Source organism: Niallia sp. FSL W8-0951 (assembly GCF_038006525.1).
Lineage (GTDB): Bacteria > Bacillota > Bacilli > Bacillales > Cytobacillaceae > Niallia > Niallia circulans.
Genome location: NZ_JBBOVK010000002.1, coordinates 148,221 through 170,041, shown reverse-complemented (window position 1 = coordinate 170,041; position 21,821 = coordinate 148,221). Strand labels below are relative to the sequence as shown.

20 protein-coding genes and 1 riboswitch are annotated in these 21,821 nt (G+C 36.8%); of the genes, 16 read left to right on the top strand and 4 right to left on the bottom strand.

Features of this window, described 5'->3' with window-relative positions; translation table 11 throughout:
* Positions 1 to 42: 42 nt before the first annotated feature.
* Both NSS71_RS20850 and NSS71_RS20845 read left to right on the top strand, forming a co-directional pair.
* Positions 43 to 699 carry a 5-bromo-4-chloroindolyl phosphate hydrolysis family protein gene (locus NSS71_RS20850; RefSeq protein ID WP_341152000.1) on the top strand — a complete coding sequence of 219 codons (657 nt, stop codon included), beginning with the start codon at positions 43 to 45 and terminating at the stop codon, positions 697 to 699.
* Positions 696 to 1,832, top strand: coding sequence for a toxic anion resistance protein (locus NSS71_RS20845; protein WP_095320571.1), 1,137 nt, complete (start codon positions 696 to 698; stop codon positions 1,830 to 1,832). The genes NSS71_RS20850 and NSS71_RS20845 overlap by 4 nt, the downstream gene beginning before the upstream one ends.
* Positions 1,833 to 2,542: 710 nt before the next feature.
* Here NSS71_RS20845 and NSS71_RS20840 read toward each other — a convergent pair.
* Positions 2,543 to 3,628: a sensor histidine kinase gene (locus NSS71_RS20840; protein ID WP_251688077.1), complete on the bottom strand. Its 1,086-nt coding sequence runs from the start codon at positions 3,626 to 3,628 to the stop codon at positions 2,543 to 2,545.
* 1 nt (position 3,629) lies between these two features.
* Entirely contained in the window at positions 3,630 to 4,316 is a 687-nt protein-coding gene (locus tag NSS71_RS20835) for a response regulator transcription factor (RefSeq protein ID WP_251688101.1), read from the bottom strand.
* Between the two features lie 205 nt (positions 4,317 to 4,521).
* Here NSS71_RS20835 and NSS71_RS20830 point away from each other — a divergent pair, with 205 nt between their 5' ends.
* The 3 genes from NSS71_RS20830 (at position 4,522) to NSS71_RS20820 (ending at position 6,587) form a co-directional block, all read left to right on the top strand.
* Positions 4,522 to 5,526 (top strand): DJ-1/PfpI family protein, encoded by a 1,005-nt coding sequence (locus NSS71_RS20830; RefSeq protein ID WP_251688079.1) that lies wholly within the window; start codon positions 4,522 to 4,524, stop codon positions 5,524 to 5,526.
* 175 nt (positions 5,527 to 5,701) lie between these two features.
* Positions 5,702 to 5,920 carry a hypothetical protein gene (locus NSS71_RS20825; protein WP_235850136.1) on the top strand — a complete coding sequence of 73 codons (219 nt, stop codon included), beginning with the start codon at positions 5,702 to 5,704 and terminating at the stop codon, positions 5,918 to 5,920.
* A gap of 43 nt (positions 5,921 to 5,963) precedes the next feature.
* On the top strand, positions 5,964 to 6,587 hold the full coding sequence (locus NSS71_RS20820) for a DUF2306 domain-containing protein (RefSeq protein ID WP_095259217.1): 624 nt from the start codon (positions 5,964 to 5,966) through the stop codon (positions 6,585 to 6,587).
* A gap of 860 nt (positions 6,588 to 7,447) precedes the next feature.
* Here the strand turns inward: NSS71_RS20820 and NSS71_RS20815 are convergent.
* The gene (locus NSS71_RS20815) at positions 7,448 to 7,936 is read right to left on the bottom strand and encodes a QueT transporter family protein (RefSeq protein ID WP_095259218.1); all 489 of its coding nucleotides are present in this window, start codon (positions 7,934 to 7,936) and stop codon (positions 7,448 to 7,450) included.
* 6 nt (positions 7,937 to 7,942) lie between these two features.
* A riboswitch (PreQ1 riboswitch) is annotated at positions 7,943 to 7,987 on the bottom strand.
* 357 nt (positions 7,988 to 8,344) lie between these two features.
* Here NSS71_RS20815 and NSS71_RS20810 point away from each other — a divergent pair.
* The 11 genes from NSS71_RS20810 to NSS71_RS20760 all read left to right on the top strand — a co-directional run bounded on the left by NSS71_RS20810 (position 8,345) and on the right by NSS71_RS20760 (position 20,198).
* Complete coding sequence (locus tag NSS71_RS20810) at positions 8,345 to 9,355, top strand: efflux RND transporter periplasmic adaptor subunit (RefSeq protein ID WP_053215809.1); 1,011 nt, start codon at positions 8,345 to 8,347, stop codon at positions 9,353 to 9,355.
* On the top strand, positions 9,352 to 10,053 hold the full coding sequence (locus tag NSS71_RS20805; RefSeq protein ID WP_047944656.1) for an ABC transporter ATP-binding protein: 702 nt from the start codon (positions 9,352 to 9,354) through the stop codon (positions 10,051 to 10,053). The genes NSS71_RS20810 and NSS71_RS20805 overlap by 4 nt, the downstream gene beginning before the upstream one ends.
* Positions 10,050 to 11,228 (top strand): ABC transporter permease, encoded by a 1,179-nt coding sequence (locus NSS71_RS20800; RefSeq protein WP_061800632.1) that lies wholly within the window; start codon positions 10,050 to 10,052, stop codon positions 11,226 to 11,228. Before NSS71_RS20805 ends, NSS71_RS20800 begins: the two co-directional genes overlap by 4 nt.
* A gap of 102 nt (positions 11,229 to 11,330) precedes the next feature.
* A complete protein-coding gene (locus tag NSS71_RS20795; RefSeq protein WP_047944654.1) occupies positions 11,331 to 12,020 on the top strand; it encodes a response regulator transcription factor in 690 nt (229 codons plus the stop codon).
* A complete protein-coding gene (locus NSS71_RS20790; protein WP_176473301.1) occupies positions 11,959 to 13,443 on the top strand; it encodes a HAMP domain-containing sensor histidine kinase in 1,485 nt (494 codons plus the stop codon). The genes NSS71_RS20795 and NSS71_RS20790 overlap by 62 nt, the downstream gene beginning before the upstream one ends.
* 19 nt (positions 13,444 to 13,462) lie before the next feature.
* A complete protein-coding gene (locus NSS71_RS20785; protein WP_047944652.1) occupies positions 13,463 to 13,984 on the top strand; it encodes an acyl-CoA thioesterase in 522 nt (173 codons plus the stop codon).
* 1,052 nt (positions 13,985 to 15,036) lie between these two features.
* Positions 15,037 to 16,230, top strand: a complete 1,194-nt coding sequence (locus NSS71_RS20780; RefSeq protein ID WP_047944650.1) for a branched-chain amino acid ABC transporter substrate-binding protein — start codon at positions 15,037 to 15,039, stop codon at positions 16,228 to 16,230.
* Positions 16,231 to 16,448: 218 nt separating this feature from the next.
* The gene (locus NSS71_RS20775) at positions 16,449 to 17,426 is read left to right on the top strand and encodes a branched-chain amino acid ABC transporter permease (protein ID WP_047944649.1); all 978 of its coding nucleotides are present in this window, start codon (positions 16,449 to 16,451) and stop codon (positions 17,424 to 17,426) included.
* A gap of 9 nt (positions 17,427 to 17,435) precedes the next feature.
* Positions 17,436 to 18,701, top strand: coding sequence for a branched-chain amino acid ABC transporter permease (locus NSS71_RS20770; protein WP_047944648.1), 1,266 nt, complete (start codon positions 17,436 to 17,438; stop codon positions 18,699 to 18,701).
* The gene (locus tag NSS71_RS20765; protein WP_047944647.1) at positions 18,698 to 19,474 is read left to right on the top strand and encodes an ABC transporter ATP-binding protein; all 777 of its coding nucleotides are present in this window, start codon (positions 18,698 to 18,700) and stop codon (positions 19,472 to 19,474) included. The genes NSS71_RS20770 and NSS71_RS20765 overlap by 4 nt, the downstream gene beginning before the upstream one ends.
* A 13-nt stretch (positions 19,475 to 19,487) precedes the next feature.
* Positions 19,488 to 20,198 carry an ABC transporter ATP-binding protein gene (locus NSS71_RS20760; protein WP_047944670.1) on the top strand — a complete coding sequence of 237 codons (711 nt, stop codon included), beginning with the start codon at positions 19,488 to 19,490 and terminating at the stop codon, positions 20,196 to 20,198.
* A 56-nt stretch (positions 20,199 to 20,254) separates the two neighbouring features.
* Here NSS71_RS20760 and NSS71_RS20755 read toward each other — a convergent pair whose 3' ends face one another.
* The gene (locus NSS71_RS20755) at positions 20,255 to 21,301 is read right to left on the bottom strand and encodes a lactonase family protein (protein WP_172865025.1); all 1,047 of its coding nucleotides are present in this window, start codon (positions 21,299 to 21,301) and stop codon (positions 20,255 to 20,257) included.
* Between the last annotated feature and the right edge of the window lie 520 nt (positions 21,302 to 21,821).

The window sequence follows — 21,821 nt, the reverse complement described above, 5'->3', positions numbered from 1 at the left end:
CGTATAAAAAATAAAGGAATACGAAGGCAGGAGTCGATTATAGTGAACTCATTTTTAATGTTTTTAGTACGAACAGGCATTTCTTTTCCTGTAGGTGCTTTAACATGGCTAATCAGTTATGTGGCATTTGACCAATATTTTATCCTATCTGTTCTATATGGAATTGCGGCAACGGGAGTTTCTTATTTCATCACAGATGGAGTAATTAAACATCAATTAATGGTAAGGCAAGGTTTATCAAGGAAAGAATATAAATTTATTCAAACACAGCTAAAGGAAGCGAATGAGAAAATTAGTCGATTAAATCGACATGTTTTTGCTATCCGTCACTTTCCTTCTTTTAAGCAAAGAATCGATTTAATGAGAGTAACAAAGAAAATCTACCGATTAACAAAGGAAGAGCCGCGCCGTTTCTATAAAGCAGAGAAATTCTATTATTCGCATTTAGATTCATTAGTGGAAATCGCAGAAAAGTATGCCCTTTTATCTGCCCAGCCGAAGAAAAACAGAGCACTGCAGGCAACTTTAAATGATACAAGAAGAACATTAGAGCAGCTTTCTAGAACGCTGGAAGACGATCTTCATGGCATCCTATCAGATGATATTGATGATCTGCATTTTGAATTAGATGTAGTAAAGCATATTTCTAATAAGGAGAAGGACACTGATTTGTTAGATGAAAGCAGGCGGACTAAATGACAGATGAACGACAAATGAAAAACATTACAGATGATTATTTCTCCGATCCTTTAGGAGAAAGCAATAATTTGTTCATGCAAAAAGGCGAAACAGCTGAAACTGTTCGCCTTATTGATGTTTTACCTCCAGAAAATCAACAACGAGCATATGAACTAGCCAATAAACTAGATCCAACCAATCACCGTACGATGATTGCTTACGGGGCAGCAGCGCAGAAAAAATTACTTTCTTTTTCCCATACAATGATTGAGCATGTGCAGCGCAAAGATGTTGGGGAAGTCGGGGATATCGTTAGTGATTTAATGGAAAAATTAAATGAAATCAATCCTGATGAATTACGAGTAGAAAAGAAGGGCTTTTTCCGCCGATTATTTAGCAAGCCTTCCAAAAGTGTCCATGAAGTTCTATCAAATTATCAAAAGGCAAGTGCCCAAATAGATCGGATGAGTGTGCGTCTCGAACGCAGTAAAAACGTATTGACTGCAGATATTCATTTATTAGAACAGCTTTATGAACATAATAAAACTTATTTTGAAGATTTAAATGTATATATTGCTGCAGCGGAAATGAAATACGAAGAAATGACGAAAAAGCTTATTCCGGAGCAAAAAAAACTTGCAGAAGAGTCCGGTGATCGAATGAAACTGCAAGAGGTAAATGATTTAATTCATTTTGCGGAATTACTAGAAAAACGTATTTATGATTTAAAAGTCAGCAGAGAAATTACCATACAAACAGCTCCACAAATCCGTTTGATTCAACATACGAACCGTACAGTTATTGATAAAATCCAGTCGTCGATCATGACATCAATCCCATTATGGAGAAACCAAGTTTCCATTGCTTTAACGCTTTTAAGGCAGCGTCATGCGATTGAAACACAAGCAAAACTGAATACAAGCAGAATGGATGCCAACGTAAAAGAGATGGCACAAATTGCCCAGGAAAACCGTCCCGCAATGGTCGAAATCGATTCGCTAAAAGAAACACAGCATAAACTGATGAGCTCATTAGAAGAGACACTACATATCCAAGAAGAAGGAAAACAGAAACGTAATCAAGCAGAACAAGAGATTACGGAAAGAGAAGGTAATTTAAAACAAGTGTTAGATACGGTTGACAGTAGGTATTAAAAAAACTAGATATACGGAATTTTGTTCCTTTTTTATGGAGACCAACCACATGAAATATAAAACTAATAAGTAGACCAAATAGCATAAGATTGGGTCTTTTCTTCTGCCAAAAGCGTAGTAAACTGACTAGGAAAGTTAATGAAAAAGGATATATACATATTCATAGCGAGGTTGAACTTATATGTCGTAATCCCACTTTATTAAGTGAGAAACCAGCAGGGATGAACTTTGAAGGATTATATAAAATTATTCCACACTAACTCAGCACTTGTAACGATTACTGATGTCGGTAACAACAACTTAGACAATGAGATAGTCACTGATTTATTGGAGATAGCTGATCATCTATTCATTGTTCTTGAGTTAGCCAAGTAGGCTCTATTCCAGTGATAATAGACTTCATGTAGCTTTGAAATAATGTTTGATTAAAAAATGTTATTGACTCCTTATTTAACAACGCAAACAAAAAATCCAATTTGAAGAAAGATTGATCAAAATGGATTTTCTTTTAATAACCTATGTTAAATTTTTTTATAAGAAAGTTTGATTATTTCTAGCTATTTATTCTACTATCGCACCCATTTGTTGAATATTTTAATAACTATTTATAATCCGGTTTACTGCTAGTTTGATGGTAAACCAAAATATTTGTTAGAAAGAGCATCTAGAGAAAAGGAATCCAGTTAATAATGATTGCTAAATAAGTCTTTTCAAGTATTGGAATAGAAAGAACTGTTTGCCAAGGGTATCCAGCCACTTAGGATTGCACCACCGTCTAAATGGTTACCTGCGACAAGGTTACCTTTATGTTGCGTAATAATTCTCTTTGAAATCGTCATTCCCAGCCCAATGCCCCCAGTTAAACGATTTCTCGATGCTTCCCCACGATATAATGGTTCAAAAACTCGTTGAAGCTCATCGGAAGAGAAACCCTCACCAGTATCTTTAATAGTAAAGGCCGCATTGTTATCACTCTTATAGCACTCTACAAAAATCTTCCCATGACAAGGTGTATGTCTGACCGCATTATCCAATAAATTGTTTATGGATCGCTCCAATAAGTGTGAATCACCAAGGACCACAAACTCTTCGCCAAATTGGTTTATAATGATCGATATATGCTTCTGTTTAGCTAGCTGGCTAACGTTGTCAATCGAATTCTGTATAACAATTGAAAGGTCTACCATATTTTCCTTGAATTCTGTCTCCAATAATTCTGTCTTTGTAAATGTGAAAAGGTCTTCAACAAGTCGGTCCAATTGTACAGACTTCTCCTTACAAACCTGCAGATACTTTGCTTGTTTTTCAGGGGAGTCAGCAATACCTTGTTCTAAACCTTCCAAATAGCCCCGTAAGGCAAATAAAGGTGTCTGTAAATCATGCGCAACAGCAGCAATCACAAATCTTCGTTCATTTTCTAATTCTACCTGTTTCTTAAATGATTTTTTCAAACTATCTACCATCACATGAAAACCGTCATGGACTTCAGCAATTTCTGAAATCTTTGAGGAAGGTAACTGGATATCCAAATCTCCTTCTGCAATCTGTCTAACACTTACGCTCATTTTCTCCAAAGGAATGAGAATATATCTCCGCATTGCATCGGCAACAATTAAAAAGGCCAATAGTAGACCAGTGATTATTGCAATAATTTGAGTCATTTTTGAATTGGCTTGAATGCCAAGATTGAACGATTTTGTTTCAAGAAAATGCCCCCCCACATAAAATATCCATGGGAAAATTAAGATAATAAATAAGCAGAGAATGGTGAACTTACGAATACGAATATTTTTCATTTTACTCTCCTTTGAAACGATAGCCAATACCCCATACGTTGACGATAAATTGCGGATCATTCGGATCAGCTTCAATTTTCTCCCGTAGTCGGCTTAAATGTACACGAATTGTATGTTTATCACCAATTCCCTCCCAAAATTTTTTAAGTAATTGGTCGTAAGAAAATACGAATTTCGGATGTTCTGCAAACAATTGCAGCAAATCATACTCTTTTGGTGTTAGTGAGATGGACTGCCCTTCTACAAAAACTTCTCTTGTTGACAAATCCAACAAAAGTCTTCCATAATCCAAGACCTTTCTCTTCAATTCTTGCTGAGAACTGGAGCGCCTTAATACAGCCTTCACTCTTGCAACAATCTCACCCGGAGAAGCAGTTTTGACTATATAATCGTCTCCACCAAGTGCTAAGCCGCGAATCTTATCTACATCATCACTTAAAGCACTCAAAAAAAGAATCGGTACGTTGCTTTTCATACGAATTTGCCGACATAGCTCAAAACCATTTTGTCCGGGCATCATTACATCAAGAACAATGCAATCAATAACATTTTGCTCCAGTAGGACAAGTGCCTGAGTAGTGTCATTAGCAGTATTTACATAAAAGCCTTCATTCTCTAAGAAATCCCTCAATAGATCGACAATGCTTTTATCATCGTCAACAACTAGAATCGTATGTACTTCCTTCACGAAAATCCACCTCTCCTTATATACCACCATCTAAAAACGAATCTCACAATTAAATTCTATTCTAGTTTATCATTTTTTCTTTTTAAAATAATGTTTTGTGGGGGATTGTGATTATTTTGTGATTGTTTTATACCATCTTTTGAGATATTCAAAGGATATTCTTTCCTTATCGGTCTAAATTCTATTTTTAACGGAGGAAATATGTATGCATATCCAAATTGTGTTGTTTGATGGATTTGATTTATTAGACGCTATTGCACCTTATGAAGTGTTTACTGCTGCTGCAATGTACTCAAACGAGGAAGTAATTGTTAAACTTGTATCTGCTGAAGGCGAGCGTTTGGTGACAAGCGGCGTAAATCATTTACAAGTTCAAGCCAGTGATAAACTTGATTTAAGCCATAAAGGAATCATTCTTATTCCTGGAGCATCTGGGTCTGTTCATGATAATGGACCAGATTCGGTGCCATTTAAGTTAAAACAAGCAACGGAAACGGAATTAAATCATTTATTAAAAGAAGCCATGACGAAGCCAGATATTTTGCTAACCACAGTTTGCGGTGGCTCTTGCCTATTAGCTATGAGTGGTTTATTAGAGGGACGGCATGCCGTTACCCATCATATGGGAATGGAACTTTTAAGTGCCACAGGTGCTATTCCAGTTCATGCACGAGTCGTTGATGATAGTAATCTCATCACTGGGGGTGGTGTTACATCTGGATTAGATGTTGCCCTTTACTTAGTTGAACAAGAGTTAGGCTCCCAAATTGCACATGCTGTTGAGCAATTATTTGAATACGAACGAAGGGGGACTGTTTGGAAAGCTAAAGGAAATGTCCCTAATGTAAGTAAGCATGAAAATCAAGATGAAGAAACAAGAAAATCTTCCACTATTCAATCTTATGAAATATGGAATTTTCCAGGAAAATGGGATACCATCATTTCCACCCCTATAGGAAAGCTTCCTGTATTAATAGATATATCTACTAATGATGGACAAATAGTCGGAACTGCAAAGCAAGGAAAAGAGATTGTCCCTTTAGACAACCCTTTTCTTGTAGGAAATCAGTTAAAGTGGTCAATGAAAGTAACGAAACCTATGAACCTTACTTTAAAGTTTAGTGTTTCAATAGATGGAAACCAAATGGTGGGTGAGGCGAAGGCTGGTATGCTTCCCTCTTCAAAAGTAATTGGACATCGTCTTGATTAAAAGGAAATATAACTATGTATTTATTCTTGTTAGGAAGCTTCCTTACTTTACCTTTTATCATTCATATGATTTTTTCTCGTACGGGCTATGAATAAAAAACAGTCCTTAAAACGACTTTGAACTTTATACGAAAAGTCATTATGCATTAGTTCTTTTGATAATTTCAGGAGGATGAATGACCTTTGGTTATTCATCTTATCCTTCAATCTTATGGGCAGGGATTGCAATCGTGCTGCTTGTCCTGATTGGCGGCGCGATTGCAATGATACATAGAAAACTGAAAAAGATTATTCTTTCAAAGTACCTTGAGAAGAAATTAATAGAAAATGTCTCAAAGATAAATGGTATAGCTGGATTACCTTCCTATTCATCATGGTCGCTGTTTTTATTATGACTAATCGCAGTATATTTCCTAAACAGCAATGGAGGAAGAGCTAATGAAAAAATTCATTCGAATAGCCATTTTAATCATCCCAAGCCTATGGATACTTCATACATTGTCTAAGAATTTTATGGTTGATCCTACTTTTGAAAAATTTATTTCTAGAAAGGATCTTATTCTGACAAATAAATCCCTATGGATAGTAATGATTCGTATTCATATTTTGCTGGCTATTATTGCACTGTTCACTGGCCCATTAGGTGTGATAAAAAGAATACGCATAAAGTCTATCAAGTTTCACCGTTGGAATGGACGATTATATGTCCTGTCTATCATTTTAAATTTTATTCCCGGAGTTTATGTCTCTTTCTTTGCAACAGGGGGATGGCTAAGTACAATCGGGTTTCTAATTTTAAATACATTATGGCTCAGTACAACTATACTAGGGTTTTGGTATATCAAGAGAAAAAAAGTAATCCTACACAGTCAATGGATCATGCGAAGTTTTTTTCTTTCCTTTGCGAATATGACTATTTATATAATCGTAGCCATTACTCATAATGCATTGAATATTTCCTATGGAAATGCCTATACGATATCAGTCTGGTTATGTTGGATTCTTAATCTTTTAATTGCAGAGATAACAATTAAAAAAAATATACTTAATGGAAAGAATTGATTGTAAAAAAAATCATATGCTAAACTGCATCATTTTAATTCAAAACTGGATGCAGTCCTCATATAGTTTTTTCTCTAATTCCGCAAAAGGATCTTATATTACTAAAGAGGTCGTCAGTAGTAGTTGACCTCTTTAGTAATTCTTAAAAACTTGTTAGCTGGTTCAAATTTTAATACAAGAGATACTTCAGAATCATATGTTTTTTTTTTGTGAAATCCTCCGTTTAAATTGTCTTTTTATATATTGTTCAAGTAAAAAACAAGATTTAGTGAAAAAAACAAACTTTATGATACTTCTAGTATTCTTAATAAAGATATATATTTTACAGGGAAATTAAATTATTAATTTTTCTATAAATGAACATTTATTCTTTGTAATTTTTGATGTCTCAGTGGCTGATAATAGGCGCTTTCTAAATTTTCATTTAGATATTTTCACACTTGAAACTCTGTTTGGTTCTCATACTTACTGCGGAACTTTGCCTCCTTTATAAGGTATAAATGAAGAGTCTGCTACTAGTAAATCCAATGGTGCCCTTGCTTGTTATTTATTTAAGTATAAAAATACAGAAATGGAATGTGATATTCCTATTTTATGGAACAAGGTTATTCTATGGAAAAGCCTTCAGAGATAATAGTTGAATTAATGGTTGAAGGTAAAGAAGTAAATGGGGTCAAAGTTGGTGGAAAGGTATGAAGTTTATCGGAATTAATAGTTGAAATATAAATTCTAGTTAACGGATAATTGATTAAGAAAATAAACAAAGAATGATTGGATTATATTTCATATAGAATAAAAGTGATAAAACGAAAAAAGGTCAAAATAATCTTAAGGAGCAAGATTATTTTGATCTCTTTTAGTTAATCCATTAACTTCCCAAAGGAAATACGTTTATTTAAGAAATGCATAATAGGTATACCGATTGCCATGACAACAAATTCACCAATAGCTGTTGTTCCCCAAGTGATTAAGAAAGGGAACCCAAGTGCAAGATGCAATTGATAGGCAATAATAAACATATTAAAAGTAAATACAAGAGTGTTAATAATCATTCGTAGAAGATAACTCTTAACAAACTTGCTTATACCAATTGTGATTAACAAGCAAATAATAGAATGAGCAACTCCGAAAGTTAAATCATATAACTTAATAGTTGAAAGGAATAAGTTTGCTAAAAATACTCCTACTACAATTCCATAAATATATTTTTTGTTAAATACAACAAGATGATTAAATAATTCCGAAACACGATATTGAATGCTGCCAAAAGCAATCGGCGCAATCGCAATCGTAACAGCGACATACAATGCAGCCACTAAACCGTTCATCGCAAGTGTTTTTGTTTTCATTTTTTCTCTCCCTTAGTTTTTTTACGTGGGATGGTCTCGAACCACGTTATCCAATAACTTTCACACAATAAGTTATCATATAATAGGAGGTCTATGTTCGTCAATGGAATTTTATCCCGTGATGTTTGGAGGGATAAGGTTGGACGATTAGAGAGGTATCGGATTAATTGGATATTAATGAATAAAAGCGGAGAAAGTTAACAGAGAATCCGCCTCTATTCCCACAAACAAGCAGAAAAGCAACAGAGCCCAATCCCCTGCCCCCAAAACAAAATTGTAAATTCTATAAAAAAATTTCTCTCTGACTTCTTCCTGACACATAACTCTTTTATTCTATTACTTGTAAACAGCAAGACAATGAATCAAGTAAATTCATTAAAATAGAATAGAAAGAGGTTGAAGCAAAAAATGAAGAAAAGTATAAAGAAGTGGATTATTAGTGGAGTAACAGTTTTGGTAATAGGGACGGGGATTGGCTCTTATTATTATTTTAGCAATGATAATCAAACCGAAGTAAGAGCACAGGCTAGAACGCAGACAGCAACAGCAGAAGCTGGTGATGTTGAAATAGAGGTCAGTGGTACTGGAAGCATTGCAGCTATCAATAAAGAGACTTTCACTGCTGAAGGGAATGCAACGGTAGACGAGGTATTAGTCGAAGCAGGGGATAAGGTGGAAAAAGGCGATGAGCTAGTAACGTTCGAGAATGATACACTCGACCCAATTGTTGCAACTTTTTCTGGTGAAATCACAGCCCTAAATGTAGAGGAAGATGGCAATGTATCAATGGGAACAGAAATCGTTACCGTTACAGATTATGACAATCTAGAAATGGTAGTAAACGTAGATGAATTAGATATTTCGAAAGTAAAGGCTGGACAAGCTGTTAATGTAAAAGTGAGTGCACTGGAAGATAAAGAGTTTACTGGAAAAGTTACGAGTGTAGCAAAAGAAGCAAATAGTGACAGTACTAGTGTCGCAAAATATGCGGTTGCGGTGAAAATAACTAAGCCAAGTGGATTGCTGGTTGGGATGACAGCAGAAGCTACTATCACAACGGATAAAGCGGAAGATGTCGTGACGGTTCCTGTAGAAGCTGTACAAAAGGAAAATGATGAATATTATGTTCTAGTAGCAAATGGCACAAACACGAATGAGGATGACACAAAGGAAACTGCCTCAACAAAACAAACGGTGGAAGTAGGATTACAAAATACTGAAGTTGCGGAGATTAAAAGTGGTTTAGAGGAAGGCACAACGGTAGTACTGCCAACATTTGAGTCATCAAGTGATAGTGAAGCACAAGGAATGTTCCCAGGTGGAGGCCAAATGCCAAATGGCGAAGGTAGAGGGCAAATGCCTGGAGGAGGCCAAGGCGGAGGAATGCCTGCCGGTGGGTTTGGAGGTAGAAATGAATGATAGAACAGCATGCAATTGTCGAAATAAAGAATGTCAAAAAGGAATATACACTTGGAGGAGAGACCGTTACGGCATTGGATAATGTAAGCTTTACTGTCAATAAAGGGGATTTTATTGCTATCATTGGGCCGTCTGGTTCAGGTAAATCAACGTTAATGAATATGATCGGTTGCTTGGATACCCCTGATTCTGGTGAATATTATTTGGACGGTCAAAATGTTTTTTCGTTAAAAAGCAAACAGTTAGCAGAAGTGAGAAATCATAAGATTGGCTTTATTTTTCAATCCTTTAACCTGCTAACAAAACAGTCTGCCTTTGAAAATGTGGAGCTGCCCTTGGTTTATCGAGGAATCGGAAGTAAGGAAAGAAAAGAAATTGCCATGCAGGCATTGAAAAAAGTAGGATTACTGGAAAGAGCGGGACATAAACCAACAGAATTATCTGGTGGACAGCAACAGCGCGTGGCCATTGCCCGAGCTCTTGCGGGGAATCCGCCAATCCTGCTTGCTGATGAGCCGACTGGAGCGTTAGACAGTAAGACAGGAGTCGAGGTAATGAATTTAATGAAAGACCTAAATAGACAAGGACATACCATAATTTTAATCACCCATGATTTACAAATCGCTAAACAGGCTAAGCGAGTTATTCGCATTCAAGATGGTCGCCTAGCAGAGACAAAGGAGGTAGTTGTCTCTTGAAATTAGGACAAGCAATCAAGATAGCTTTTAAAAATATAGCAATGAATAAATTAAGAGCAGTGCTTACCATGCTGGGTATTATCATTGGTGTGGCAGCGGTTATTGCTTTAACCTCATTAGGAATGGGAGCCTCCAATTCTGTTTCCGATGACATTGCCAGCTTAGGAACGACAACAGTTTCTGTGAATTTATCGGGAAACTCTAGTGAGGAAGAGGTTGTTGATTATGATGAATTAATGGCATTTGCGGAATATGACGAAGTAAAGGCTGTTTCACCAACAGTGACAACATCCAGTACGCTTAAAAATGGAACGACATCAAGCTCTGGAGTTACTGTTACAGGTGTTACTACTTCTTATGAAGAGGTACAGGATATTACTTTACAGTCCGGAAGAAATGTCATGGACATTGACTTGGATAATCGCAATAAAGTAGTGGTGCTGGGGGATAATGTAGCATCCGAGTTATTTGGATTTACAAATCCAGTCGATAAAACCGTTCAAATTGATGGAACAACATTTAAAGTAATCGGAGTACTTGCTGAAAAAGGGGAAGAGTTAACTGGATCTGTAGATGATTCTGTTCTCATTCCATTTACAACAGCACAACGCTTTATCGGTCAAACCTATGTAACTTCAGCAACAGTGCTTATGACGGATGAGGATTCAGTTGAAATGGGAATGGCAAAAATGAAGCAAGAATTATACAATCAGTTTGATGGAGATGAAACTTCTTATTCTGTGCGAAATCAATCATCTGTATCGGAGGCTCTCGATTCGGTTTCCAATACGATGACATTGTTATTAGCCGGCATAGCCAGCATTTCCTTAATCGTTGGTGGAATCGGAATTATGAATATCATGCTTGTTTCGGTTACAGAAAGAACAAGGGAAATTGGGATTAGAAAAGCGATAGGTGCTCGGAAAAAAGATATCATGCTCCAATTTTTAATTGAAGCCATTGTACTTAGTGCATTAGGCGGAATTTTAGGAGCAGCTATTGGAATCGCTAGTGCAGACATATTGTCGAGCACATTAGAAATGACTTCCCAGATTACTTGGTGGATCGTCGGTGGTTCCGTTAGTTTCTCTGTATTAATTGGCATTATCTTTGGGATTTTTCCAGCGAACAAAGCATCTAACTTAAGTCCCCTTGAAGCATTAAGATATCAATAAGAGGAGTAGATCAGCTGGATAGAAGGCTGATCTATTTTTTCTCCTGATAATTATCGGTATAATGGATTTCATTAGTAAAAAATAAAGCATAAGGAAAAGATGATGAAAAAGATTCTAATTGTGGAAGATGAACTAGCAATTTCTATGGTTTTAGGAGCATATTTAGAAAATGCAGGCTATGATGTAGATTATGCTTATAATGGAGAAGAGGCTTTACAGAAGCTAGAGGAAGAAACTCCTGCCCTTATTCTATTAGATATTATGATGCCATATGTAGATGGCTGGAGCGTTCTTTCGTTTATTCGTAAGAAATCGGCATGTCCTGTTATTATGCTTACAGCTTTATCAGATACAGAGCAAAAACTAAAAGGGTTTGAAAATGGAGCGGATGATTATATTACCAAGCCGTTTGTAGGGGAGGAAGTCATCGCCCGTGTCCAAGCGGTACTAAGAAGATCCTCCCATTATCAAGAAGATGAGCGAGTGAAATACTATGGCGATTTAAAAATAAATTATGTCTCCCATCAAGTTTTTCTTAATGGAATTGAGGTTCCCTTCACTCCGCGAGATCTTTCTGTCTTTCTCTTTTTAGCAAGCAATCCAAATCAAACATTTACAAGGGATCAGCTTCTGGATCATGTATGGGGAAATGACTATGATGGAAGTGATCGGGCGGTTGATCTAGCGATTAAAAGAATAAGGAAATTATTAAATGGGTGGGATCCAAAAGATGGCGAAATTAAAACATTACGCGGATTGGGCTATCAATTTTATATTCAGGAAAAACAATAAAGAAAAAACGCCTCTTCTATATTATTGGACAAAAAGATATTTGCTGACATTATGTGGAGGTCTTTTGATTATCGGGATTATTTCAATTTTGTGGATTCGCCATAATGCTTTGGAAAATCGCTTAGAATTAACAAAATTAGTTGCCCAGGAAATAGCGGAGCATGCTAATGAAATGGGAGAAGGCAGATTGAAGGATATTCGTCTGCCATTTTTGCAGGATAGACAGAAGTTTATCAATGAAGGGCAGCCACTAGATGTTTTTCTAAAAGATGCTGCCGGTAATATACGCTCTATGAATCAGAACTTCCCACCAGACTCTCGCGAAAAACAGCAGCTAATTGAGTCTTTGCCCTTAGTCAGTGAATTAACGATTAAAAAGGTCACACTCTGGAATAATCAAAAAGCATCCGTTGTCATAGCACCTATTATTAAGGATGGGACGCCAACAGGTTCAGTCTATATTATTCAGCCGCATAATCAGCTGCAGCATTTAAATAAGGAAGAATATCAATTACTGGGATTGTTGCTTCTTAGTTTGGCGCTGCTAGGCTGGTTCGTTATTTATTCTTTATCTAAAAAGATGGCAAAGCCGGTTGAAGAGGTTGCCAACGCTGCACAACAATTAATGAATGGTAACTATCATATTACATTAAATGAAGAAGTGCAGGAAAAAGAGTTACACCAATTGATGCTGTCTTTTAACGAAATGACTAAGCGGCTCTATGCATTGGAAAGTTTACGGACACAATTGCTCGCAGGAGTTACCCATGAATTAAAAACACCGATCACCTCTATCAGTGCTTTAATTCAAGCTGTCAATGACAATGTCATTCCAGAAAAGAAGAAAAGCCAATTTTTATCGATGAGTTTAAAGGAAGCTGGCAGACTGCAAAGCATGGTAGAGGATTTACTAGATTTTAATAGCTTTAGTGCTGGTTCAATTAAAGTGAATAAGGAAAAGCTGAATGTACAGGCAACTTTAAAAGAAATTATTTATCAATGGGAAATTGTCCATACGGACTCTTTGTCCTCTGCGAAACTTACCTTTATAAATCCAGAAAAGCCGATTTTCACCATGCTTGATAGTGTTCGTTTTCAACAAATTATCGTAAATTTATTAAATAATAGCTTACATGCTATCAAGGGGAAGCAGGGTGGAAAAATAACAATCCGTTTAACACATGATAATCAGAACATCAAAATTTTAGTAGAAGATAATGGCTATGGCATACCAGAAGAAGAACAGGCTTATATTTTTGAACGATTTTATCGAGGGAAAAATAAGAAAGATATCGAGCGTGGGCTCGGCTTAGGATTGCCATATAGTCTTCTCCTCGCAAAAGCACAGGGAGGACATTTATCTTTACAAAATTCAGATGGTAGATCTACAATATTTCTATTACAATTTCCAATACTTACTTAAAAAAAGGGGGCTGTTCGGAATGACAGTTCAAGAAGAAAAATATTGCAAGGAATCATTAGTAGTAAAAACAAGCCGAATATTCCCAATTGATACAAATAATCATAATTCCTTATTTGGTGGGAAACTGATGAGTTATATAGATGATGTGGCCTCTATTTCTGCATCGAGACATTCAAGAAGCGATGTAGTCACAGCCTCAACGGACTCCGTTGATTTCCTGTTTCCTATTCGCCCGACAGATTCCGTATGTCTAGAATCCTATGTTACACATACAGGAAAATCATCGATGGAAGTTTTTGTGAAGGTAATAGCAGAAAATTTAAAAACAGGGGAAAGAAAGCTTGCTGCTACGTCTTTTTTAACCTTTGTTGCATTAGATGAGAATGGCAAGCCAAGACGGGTTCCTAAAGTAATCCCCCAGTCCGAGGAAGAAACTATGCTTTATAACACAGCAGAACAACGCGTAAAAATTCGTAAAGATAGAAGAGAGCATAGTAAAGCATTTGCAAGTGTTATTAGTACAGATATGCCTTGGGGATAAGTTGACCCTATTTTGGCTGATAAGCCGTAGAGTTTGGCTGATAACGATGTGAGTTTGGCTGATAAATGGTAAGTTTGGCTGATAAGTAGTAAAGTTTGGCTGATAAGTAGTAGAGTTTGGCTGATAAGTAGTAGAGTTTGGCTGATAAGTAGTAAAGTTTGGCTGATAAGCCGTAGAGTTTGGCTGATAAATGGTAAGTTTGGCTGATAAGTTGTAAGTTTGGCTGATAAGTTGTAAGTTTGGCTGATAAGTTGTAAGTTTGGCTGATAAATCGTAAGTTTGGCTGATAAGCCGTAGAGTTTGGCTGATAAATCGTAAGTTTGGCAGATAAGCCGTAGAGTTTGGCTGATAAGTTGTAAGTTTGGCTGATAAATCGTAAGTTTGGCAGATAAGCCGTAGAGTTTGGCTGATAAGTTGTAAGTTTGGCTGATAAGTAGTAGAGTATGGCTGATAAATGGTAAGTTTGGCTGATAAGTAGTAGAGTATGGCTGATAAATGGTAAGTTTGGCTGATAAGTCGAAGAGTTTGGCTGATAAATCGTAGAGTTTGGCTGATAAGTCGAAAAGTTTGGCTGATATCAGCCAAACTCAGACCCTCTACATTCAATTTGAGTGTAGAATTCTATTAATCTCAGAAAAAATGCTAAAAAATCACTAAAAAATCACTAAAACAACGATAAAATAGACAATTTGACAACGAAACTACCCCGTTTCCACCACACCCACAAAGCGAATGAGCTCCACTCAACCTCCCCATATTAGAAAGTAATGCCCAATCAATTGCTATCTTTTCTTTCATCCAATCCTCAAACTAAATTAAATTTCCCCTCAACAAATGTCCAATATGCTGAACAACCAATCATTCCTAATCATTTCGAAGTACGAAGAAAACTGTCAGAATATATTAACTTTTTAGAAAATATACTGTTAAATTTTCTGACAATATAAAAGACACTTGTCTAGAAGAAGATTATAATCCAAACATGGAACAGGAGCAATTGGGAAAATATCCTGTAGTTTCATAGATAAAAAGACAATGATAGGGGGCATATTATGTTATCCAAAAAAGTACTTTCTTTCGCGATGACTGCAACATTAGCTTTAGGATTTATGAGTGGTTGTGCTTCAAACGCAAACTCGGATTCAGGAGATTCAGGAGACAAAAAAGTAATTAAAATTGTTACACAATCACCACTATCTGGAGGCAGCGCTACATTAGGGGAAGCAATTAAATTAGGAGCGCAGCTGGCTATTGATCAACAAAAGGATAAGTTTGCTGAATTAGGATTCGAACTTAAATTAGATGCACAGGATGATCAGGGAGATCCGAAAAAAGGGGTTGCGAATGCTAACTTAGTGGTTGCGGATAAATCTGTGTTAGGGGTAGTCGGTCACTTAAACTCAGGTGTTTCCATTCCAGCATCTGAAGTTTATGAAAAAAATAATCTTGTAAGTGTATCTCCGGCAAGTACAGCCACTGACTATACGGATCGCGGTTTAAAAACAGTGAGCCGTGTTGTTGCCCGTGATGATTTCCAAGGTCCTGCTGGGGCACAATATGCTGTGGAAACTTTAGGGGCAAAGAAAATTTTTGTTGTTCAAGATAAAACAGCTTACGGTTCAGGTCTAGCAGATGCCTTTAAAGAGGCAGCGGAAGATTTAGGAGCTGAAGTTGTTGGTTATGAGGGAATTACCGTTGGTGAAAAAGACTTTAACGGTGTTTTAAACCAAGTAGCCTCTAAAAAACCTGATCTAATCTATTACGGTGGCCTTTATGCAGAAGGGGGAATTTTGGTAAAGCAAGCACGTGAAAAAGGATTAGATATCCCATTCATGGGTGGAGACGGTTTAGACTCATCTACTTTTGTTGAAATCGCAGGAGATGCTGTGAAAAATACCTTCATTACTTCCGTTGCCGGTGATACAACCCAATCAGAAGAAGGAACGAAATTTGCTGAAGATTATAAAGCAGCATTCAGCAAAAACATTGAGTCCTATTCTGCCTATGCATACGACTCTGCAGCAGTTTTATTAGCAGGCATTGAAAAAGCAATTAAAGAGAATGATAACAAATTACCAACTCGTGAAGAGGTTACCAAAGCTGTGCGTGCTACACAAGATTACAAAGGGGTAGTGACAGAAGTTGGATTTGATGAGAAAGGAGATAATAAATTCGCAAAAATCTTTATTTATAAATTTGATGAAGCCAAATACCCAGCTACATTAGATGGAGAAATTAGCCAATAAACGAGTAAATAAAAAGGACATGGATATCAACCGTCCTTTTTATTTGCAAAGAACTAAATGCCGGATATTAATCTTAGCTATTTAGTAGATAGAAATCAGCATATATGGTGATTTCGTCAATAGAAAGAATCTGTTGAGTAACCGAGCGGGAAATCTTTCATCTCATGTGGTTAAACTCTATCTACTAAAACCATTAAATCAAAAGTGTGGGGAAGAGAATGCTAACTGAAATTTTACAAACATTACCGCAAGTTTTAATTGATGGATTAACATTAGGAGCAGTGTATGCCGTTATTGCATTGGGATACACAATGGTTTATGGAATATTAGAATTGATAAATTTTGCTCATGGGGAAATATTTATGTCAGGAGCATTCATTGGCACTGCCATCTTAATTACTTTAACAAGTCTAGGATGGACTTCGATGCTGCCTGCTGTACTTTCCTTAATTGTCATGCTCCTAATTACTAGTCTCATCACAGGTTTTTTAGGAATGGGAATCGAAAGAGTGGCTTATCGTCCACTCCGAAAAGCACCAAAGCTAATTGCTCTTATCTCAGCCATTGGTATCTCCTTTTTACTACAGGATATCGTTCGTTTCATCACAGAATTATTTAAAGGGAATTACATAATTACTTCGCCTAATCTATTTTCTGACAAAATAAATATCGGATCTGTTTTCGGTTCTCATGCTGCAAGTTTTAAAAGCTCGTTTTTAGTTGTTATTATAGTAGCCGTTATTTTGATGGTAGGATTAGATTTTTTTGTTAACAAAACAAAGTGGGGCATGGCGATGAGAGCCGTGGCGCAAGATAGAGACACAGCATCTTTAATGTCTATTAATGTGAACAAGGTTATCTCTGTTACTTTCTTCGTAGGATCTGCTTTAGGCGGCGCCACTGGTGTATTATTTGCTGTTCAATATGGAACAATCGATCCGTACATTGGATTTATACTAGGACTTAAAGCTTTTACTGCCGCAGTTTTAGGCGGAATTGGCAATATACGCGGAGCAATGCTCGGCGGTATGTTAATTGGACTGATTGAAATGTTCACAGCAGCGAATCTGTCGGTTATCACAGGCGGGATTATGGGAGCAGAATATAAAGATGTTGTTGCATTTGCCATATTGATTATCGTCCTTATTTTTAAACCAGAAGGCTTATTTGGCAAAGCCGTAGCAGAGAAAGTGTAGGTGGAAAAGATGGCTAACATGATTAAAACCATCCAAACAAATAAAGTTGCCCAAATTATTCTTTTCTTTGCGTATGTATTGGTGACTACTGCTGCATTGGCTTTCTCGCAAAAATCAGTGATTGCTTTTTTACTATTATTGTTATCGCTATTACTCCTATATTATATGAATCTCGGAAATAAAATGAAGTGGGGAATTGCTTTACTTATCTTAGTAATTGTTCTCCCGGTTTCAGCTAGTCAAGGACCATCCTATCAAGCATATATGGAAGTAGCAACTATGGTAGGGATTTATGTTTGTATGGCTTTAGGGCTGAATATCGTTGTTGGTCTTGCAGGGTTGCTTGATTTAGGATTTGTTGCTTTCTTTGCTGTTGGCGCCTACACATATGGCGTGTTTGCGACAGCACAAGCGAATAACTTCATGCCCTTTGGAACATATCCATTGTCCGGAAATAGCTTTTGGTTTTTTATTATCATTGGTTTATTTGTAGCGGCTCTATTTGGGGTTTTATTAGGGATTCCAGTATTAAGAGTAAAAGGAGATTATTTGGCTATTGTTACATTAGGTTTTGGGGAAATAATCCGGATTGTATTTAATAACTTAGATAAGCCAGTAAATATCACGAATGGAGCGATGGGGCTGCCAAGTATTCAACAGCCTGAACTATTTGGTATTACTTTGTCACAGCCGAACCAATTCTATTATATTGTGCTAGTTATGTTTATTATTGTAATTTATGCTGTGACTAGAATGGAACATACAAAATTAGGCCGTTCTTGGAAGGCGGTCAGAGAAAATGAGATTGCTGCACAAGCGATGGGAATTCCCCTTGTAAAAACAAAGTTGACGGCATTTGCTATTGGGGCATCGTTTTCCGGAATGATGGGAGTTGTGTTTGCCGCAAAGCAGATGTTTGTGGATCCAACAAGTTTCACTTACTTAGAATCTACGACCATTCTTGTTATGGTCATCCTTGGAGGAATGGGAAGTGTGCCAGGTGTTATTCTGGGAGCGGCAGTTGTAACGATATTAAACTTACAGGTGCTAACCGAATTAACGGGGTGGCTAAGCCAAGTAACCACTATTCCTGATGCCTTATCTCCAGCAAAAATGCAAAGATTTATCTTCGGTGCCCTTTTAATTATTATGACCTTATATCGTCCACAAGGATTAATACCGGCAAAAAATAAAAAGGTTAATGTCAAGAAATTAAAAGAGAGCATAACAGAAAAGCAGGAGTCTACTATATTGCTTAAGGAGGGGCACAAGTGAATATACTCGAAGTGAAAGGATTGACGAAAAAGTTTGGTGGACTTGTTGCGAATTCCAATATTGATATGTCTGTCGAGAGGAATTCTATCACAGCGGTAATAGGACCGAATGGAGCGGGAAAAACGACTTTTTTCAATATGATAACAGGGGTGTATAAACCCACATCTGGGGAAATTCTCCTTGACGGAAAAACAATTGCCGGGCTTAAGCCGCATGTCGTAGCGAAACAAGGAATTTCCAGAACCTTTCAGAATATCCGCCTTTTCAGTGATATTACCGTATTGGAAAATGTCATGGTCGGAATGCATAACCATATCAAAGGCAGCTTGGTTGGGACATTGCTTCAATTGCCAAAGGCTAAACAGGAGGAAGAGAAAGCAATGAAAGAGGCATATCGCCTATTAGAATATGTTGGGCTTGCTGATCTATTAAATGAAGCAGCGGCAAATTTATCATATGGAGCACAACGGAGATTAGAAATTGCTCGGGCTCTAGCTACAAAGCCTAGCGTTTTATTATTAGATGAGCCTGCTGCTGGTATGAACCCGAAGGAAACAAGTCTATTAACCGGTTTAATTCAAGATATGTGTAAGAAATATGATTTGACCATTATTTTAATTGAACATGATATGAAGCTGGTGATGGAAATTTCAAACCATATCATCGTATTGGATCATGGAGAAAAAATTGCAGAAGGTGGTCCGGAAGAGATACGTTCCAATCCGAAAGTAATTGAAGCCTATTTAGGAAAAGGAGCAGTATCACTTGCTTAAAGGGGGAATCAGCATGGAAAAGATACTTGAATTAACGGATATAGAAGCTTGGTATGGAGGAATTCAGGCATTAAAAGGAATTAGTTTACATGTTGATAAAGGAGAGATCGTTACCCTCATTGGAAGTAATGGTGCTGGCAAATCGACAACCCTTAAATCTATTAGCGGCCAGGTTCCAATCAAAAAAGGCAGTATTCTTTTTAATGGAAAAGATATTGCTAATATAGCAGCACATAAGACAGCCGTTTTAGGGATTTCCCAAGTGCCAGAAGGAAGGCGGATTTTTCCTAAGCTATCTGTACGAGAAAATCTATTAATTGGCGCTTTTGCTGTAAAGGATAAACAATTAACGGAAGCAAGAATGCAAAAAGTATTTGAGTATTTTCCGAGATTGAAAGAACGAGTCGAGCAAAAAGGAGGAACCATGAGTGGTGGCGAGCAGCAAATGCTGGCAATAGGGCGAGCGCTTATGATGCAGCCAGAAGTCCTAATGTTGGATGAACCATCCATGGGCCTTGCGCCAATTATTGTCGAGCAAATCTTTGAAATTATTAAAGAGCTCAATAACCAAGGAATGACAATTTTATTAGTAGAACAGAATGCCTTCCAAGCATTGCAAATTGCCAGTAGAGGGTATGTCATTCAAACAGGAGAAATTGTATTAGAAGGAACAGGAGCAGAGTTGATTACCAATAAACAAGTGCAGGAAGCTTACTTAGCTTAAGGACAGAGAAAAAGGAGAAGGCTTTTTACGAGACCTTCTCCTTTTTTATGATTGAATTAATTATTTAAGAATTTTACACATACTGGTTCTGGTGCTTCTATCTCTGATTGCAATAAAGTTAGTTTTCCAGTAACTGTATCTCTTTCAAATAAAGTAAGGGTATCCGATTGTTCATTGGATGCAAGCAAGAATTGTTCTGTTGGATCTAGAACGAAATCTCTTGGCCAGTTTCCTTCTGTTGAAGTTCTGTCAATAAAGGTTAATTGACCAGTTTCCCCATTTACTTGGAAAATCGCAATTGAATTATGGCCGCGATTTCCTGCATAAACATAGTTTCCGTCTGAAGAAAGATGGATAGCACTTCCTTGGCTATTTTCCGTAAAATCAATCGGTAGTGTAGAAATGTATTGTAATTCCTCAAATGCTCCAGTTTCAGCGTTAAAAGATAATGCAATGACTTCATTGCTTAATTCTGTCATGACATAAGCAAATTTGCCATTAGGATGGAAGGCGATATGTCTTGGACCACTTCCAGGTTTAACGGATAAACTGCTAACTTCTTCTAGCTTTCCATCAACAAGCTTGTACGTATCTACTCGGTCTGTTCCTAAATCAACAGAAACAGCATATTGATCATTAGGACTGAATCCAGCAAAATGCATATGAGGTTTTTCTTGGCGAGCTGGATTTGGGCCTGTCCCTGTATGCTCGATGATAGATGCAGCACTGCTTAATGAGCCATCTGTATGTACCGGATAGGATTCGGCAGTTCCTTTATGATAGTTTGCAGATAGAACAAGCGTTTTGTCTGCATTTACACTTACATGGCAAGGAGATGCTCCTTCCGAATATTCGCTGTTAATAAGGGCAAGACTGCCATCTGAATGAATAGAGTAAGCAGAAACACCACCTAAAGAGCCTTCTTTACCGACAGCGAATAAATGCTGATTATCGATTGTAACCGTTAAATAGGTAGGGTTTTCAATTTCAGCCACTAGAGAAACATCTGTGATTTTTTTCGCTTCTGTGTCTAATACAAATGAATAAATACCTTTACTAGTCTTTTTTGTATATGTGCCAATGTAGCCAGTGAATTTTGTCATAAACAGATCTCCTTTAACATTTTTACAAAATTAATACTATTTATTAATTATAGCACGAGCCTAATCAAAACGTACAAATTAGAGTCTGTCTATTTAAATAAAAGTATTAGTTAGTTCTATTTTCCCGAAATTGCTTACTTGAAACAAGAGGGAATTTTCAGCTGTTTGAAAGGGAGCGCTTGTAAGAATGGATGCGTTTTTTGAATCTTTCATGGGATGATAGGAATAAAACAACCTTGTTTTTCCAAATGGCAGAGGAAATATAGTACTGCTACCGGTGAGGGTGTTATCTACATAAAATCAAACGAATATATAATTAATGAATATATTAATTAAATAAAGATAAAAAACATTTATTGTTTATTTTTGTAATCTAAAATAGTATTTATTAAGGGACATAAACATAGGATAGTAAGTAGATTAGTTTTGATAATTATATGAATATTACCATGAAATATGGTTTTTTTATTGTTTAAGGATTGGGAATATAGTAAGCTAATGGGGAGTAGGGTAAGATAGA